Source organism: Brachybacterium sp. B718/18, assembly GCF_055454375.1.
This window is the reverse complement of sequence record NZ_JBVDDO010000004.1, coordinates 1-2,743: the sequence shown is the minus strand read 5'-3', so window position 1 is coordinate 2,743 and position 2,743 is coordinate 1. Positions and strand designations below refer to the sequence as shown.

At 71.7% G+C, this 2,743-nt stretch carries 3 protein-coding genes; 1 reads left to right on the top strand and 2 read right to left on the bottom strand.

Features of this window, described 5'->3' with window-relative positions:
* Positions 1 to 926: carboxylesterase family protein (locus ACZCAH_RS07785; RefSeq protein WP_464340520.1), on the top strand; the 926-nt coding region annotated here is incomplete at its 5' end.
* Between the two features lie 128 nt (positions 927 to 1,054).
* Here ACZCAH_RS07785 and ACZCAH_RS07780 read toward each other — a convergent pair.
* Complete coding sequence (locus ACZCAH_RS07780; protein ID WP_464340519.1) at positions 1,055 to 1,828, bottom strand: triose-phosphate isomerase; 774 nt, start codon at positions 1,826 to 1,828, stop codon at positions 1,055 to 1,057.
* A gap of 453 nt (positions 1,829 to 2,281) precedes the next feature.
* A complete protein-coding gene (locus ACZCAH_RS07775; RefSeq protein WP_464340777.1) occupies positions 2,282 to 2,740 on the bottom strand; it encodes a ribose-5-phosphate isomerase in 459 nt (152 codons plus the stop codon).
* Positions 2,741 to 2,743 lie beyond the last annotated feature (3 nt).

Sequence of the window (2,743 nt, the reverse complement as noted above, 5' to 3'; positions counted from 1 at the left end):
AGCACGGGGAGGGGGTCACCGGCGGGGCGACCCTCCTCTACACGCGGAGCCGCAACGTGATGCTCGACCTCGAGTACACCGTCACGCAGCTCGAGCCGCTGCGGACGACGGGGAAGGGTCGCGAGGTGCTGCTCGGGGAGCTGGTCCAGGGCGACCTGCTCGATGCGGAGGTCGACGCCTTCACCTCCCACCAGGTCGACGGCGGGCTGAAGTACAGGATGTTCACCCCCGCGGGCGGGGGACGGGGGAGGAAGGGCGCGGGGCGGGCCCGCCGGGCGCTCGTGGTGTGGCTCCACGGCGGCGGCGAGGGAGGGCTGCAGACCGGTGGCTTCGACTACTACGACAACGAGTCGACGCTGCGGGCGAACCGCGGGGCCCTGGGCTTCGCGACCGCCGAGGCGCAGGAGATCTTCGGCGGTGCGTACGTGGTCGCCCCGCAGTCCACCTCGGCGTGGATGCAGGACGGCGACGGGTTCGCCCCGATGATCCAGCAGGTCATCGACGAGGTCGTCGCCCGCGAGTCGATCGACGTGGACCGCATCCACGTCACCGGCTGCTCCAACGGTGGGTTCATGACCCTGAAGATGGTCTCCGAGAACCCCGGACAGTTCGCCTCCCAGGTCCCGATCTGCGCGGCGGTCGGCCCCGCCGGGGGGACCTTCCACCTCAGCGATGACCAGCTCGTCCAGCTCGCCGAGACACCGACCTGGCTGGTCACCGCCGCCAACGACACGACCCTCGATCCGATCGCCAACACGGTGCGCTTCCACGACCTCATCGAGGGGTCGCTGATGACGCTCTACCCGGACGTGGTGTGGGACGGCGTCGAGTTCCCCGGGCACTGGTCCTGGATCTACGTGGCGCACAACGACCCCGAGGAGCAGGGCGTGCACCTGTGGGAGTGGATGGCCGCGCAGGAGCGCTGAGCCCGTCGGCCGGCGGGGGTGGCCGGACTCCCGTCGGCCGGCGGCCGGCCGATGACGTGCTCGACCACCGCGGGGCGGCTCGGATCCCCGGATCCGTGCCGCCCCGCGGGTCGTCCCGTCGGCTCGGCTCAGCCTGCGACGTGGGCGGCGGCGATCCGCAGCAGCTCGAGGTAGCCCTCCAGCTTCCACGCCGTGCGGCCGACGAACAGGCCGGTCACGTGCTCGATCCCGAGGAGGTCCGCGGCGTTGTCGAGGTTCACCGAGCCGCCGTAGAGCAGCCCCGCGACCCGGCCCGTGTACTCGGCGCCGAGCGCGGCGAAGGGCGGGGCGAGCTCCTCGATCGTGGCCGGCCGACCCTTCTCGCCGATCGCCCAGATCGGCTCGTAGGCGATGACCACGCGCGAGAGCTCCTCGGGCGAGAGGCCCTCGAGCGCCCCGGCTGCCTGGTCGAGGATGAAGGCGCTCGACCCGCCGGCCCCCTTCACCTCGGCGCTCTCCCCGATGCACAGCAGCGGGGTCAGGCCGTGACGGAGGGCGGCAGCGACCTTCAGCCGAGTCGTCTCGACGGTCTCGCCGAAGTGCTCCCGACGCTCCGAGTGCCCGATCTCGACGAGCTGCGCCCCGGCATCCTTGGCCTGCGGGACGGACACCTCGCCGGTCCAGGCGCCCGCGTCCTCCCAGTGGGCGTTCTGCACGCCGAGCAGCACGGGCGAGTCCTCGCCGAGGATGCCCCGCACCGTGGTCGTCGCCGTGAAGGACGGGATGATGAACGGCTGCACGCCTGCGGGGGCGCGGCCGTCGTGCGCGGACTCGAGGTGACCCCGCAGGCCGGTGGCCCACTCGCGGCCCTCGGCGAGGGACTTGGTCATCTTCCAGCTGGTGCCGATCCAGACGGTGCTCATGGGTCTCCTTGGTTAGCGAGGTCGGGCGGGGCGGGGCGTCTGAGGCGGGGCCTGGTGGGGCGCGGCGCGGGACGGGGCTGCCTGGAGCGCACTCTGCCTTCCCCTCGGGCGCCCAACGGCGAGATTTCCCGTCGACGGGAGGATGTCGCCGGCGCGGCCCGGCCCGGCGCGGCGCGGCCCGGTGCTCCCCTCCACCCTGCCGCCGCGGATCGACAGTGTCGACTGGCGAGCCAGAGTGGGGGTGATTCTGGCTCGTGAGGCGACAGTGTCGACGTGTGCCCGGGTGCGGGTCGGGGGAGAAAGAGCTGGCCGAGGGGCGCGGACCGGTCGTGTCCATCAGAGGGACGTGAGCGGCACGTGGCCTGCTATATGCAGGGCAGTTGCCGCTCACGTCCCTTTCGTGGACAAACTCGCCCGCTTGGCGGTCTCGGCTGAGCTCGGCCGGGGCAGAGGTCAGGCCTGCTCGAGGCTGCCGTCGTAGGCGCAGATGGCGTCGACCTTCTCGGCGGAGCTGCTGGTGGGGTCGAACTCGAGATCGAGCCACACCTTCACCAGCTCCTTGGCGGACTCGAGGCCGATGACCCGCTCGCCCATGCACAGCACCTGCGCATTGTTGGAGAGCACGGAGCGCTGCACGGAATAGAGGTCGTGGGCGGTGACGGCCCGGATGCCGGAGACCTTGTTCGCGGCGATGGCGACGCCGAGTCCGGTGCCGCAGATCAGCAGGGCCCGGTCGGCCTCCCCGGCGGCGACCTTCTTCGCGGCGGCGACGGCGACGTTGGGGTAGAGCTCCTGGTCCTCGCGGGAGAGCACACCGACGTCGATGACCTTCTCGACGCGGGGGTCGGCTTCGAGGAGCTCCTTGAGGGCGGTCTTGTGGCCGTGGCCGGCGTTGTCGGATCCGGTGACGATGGT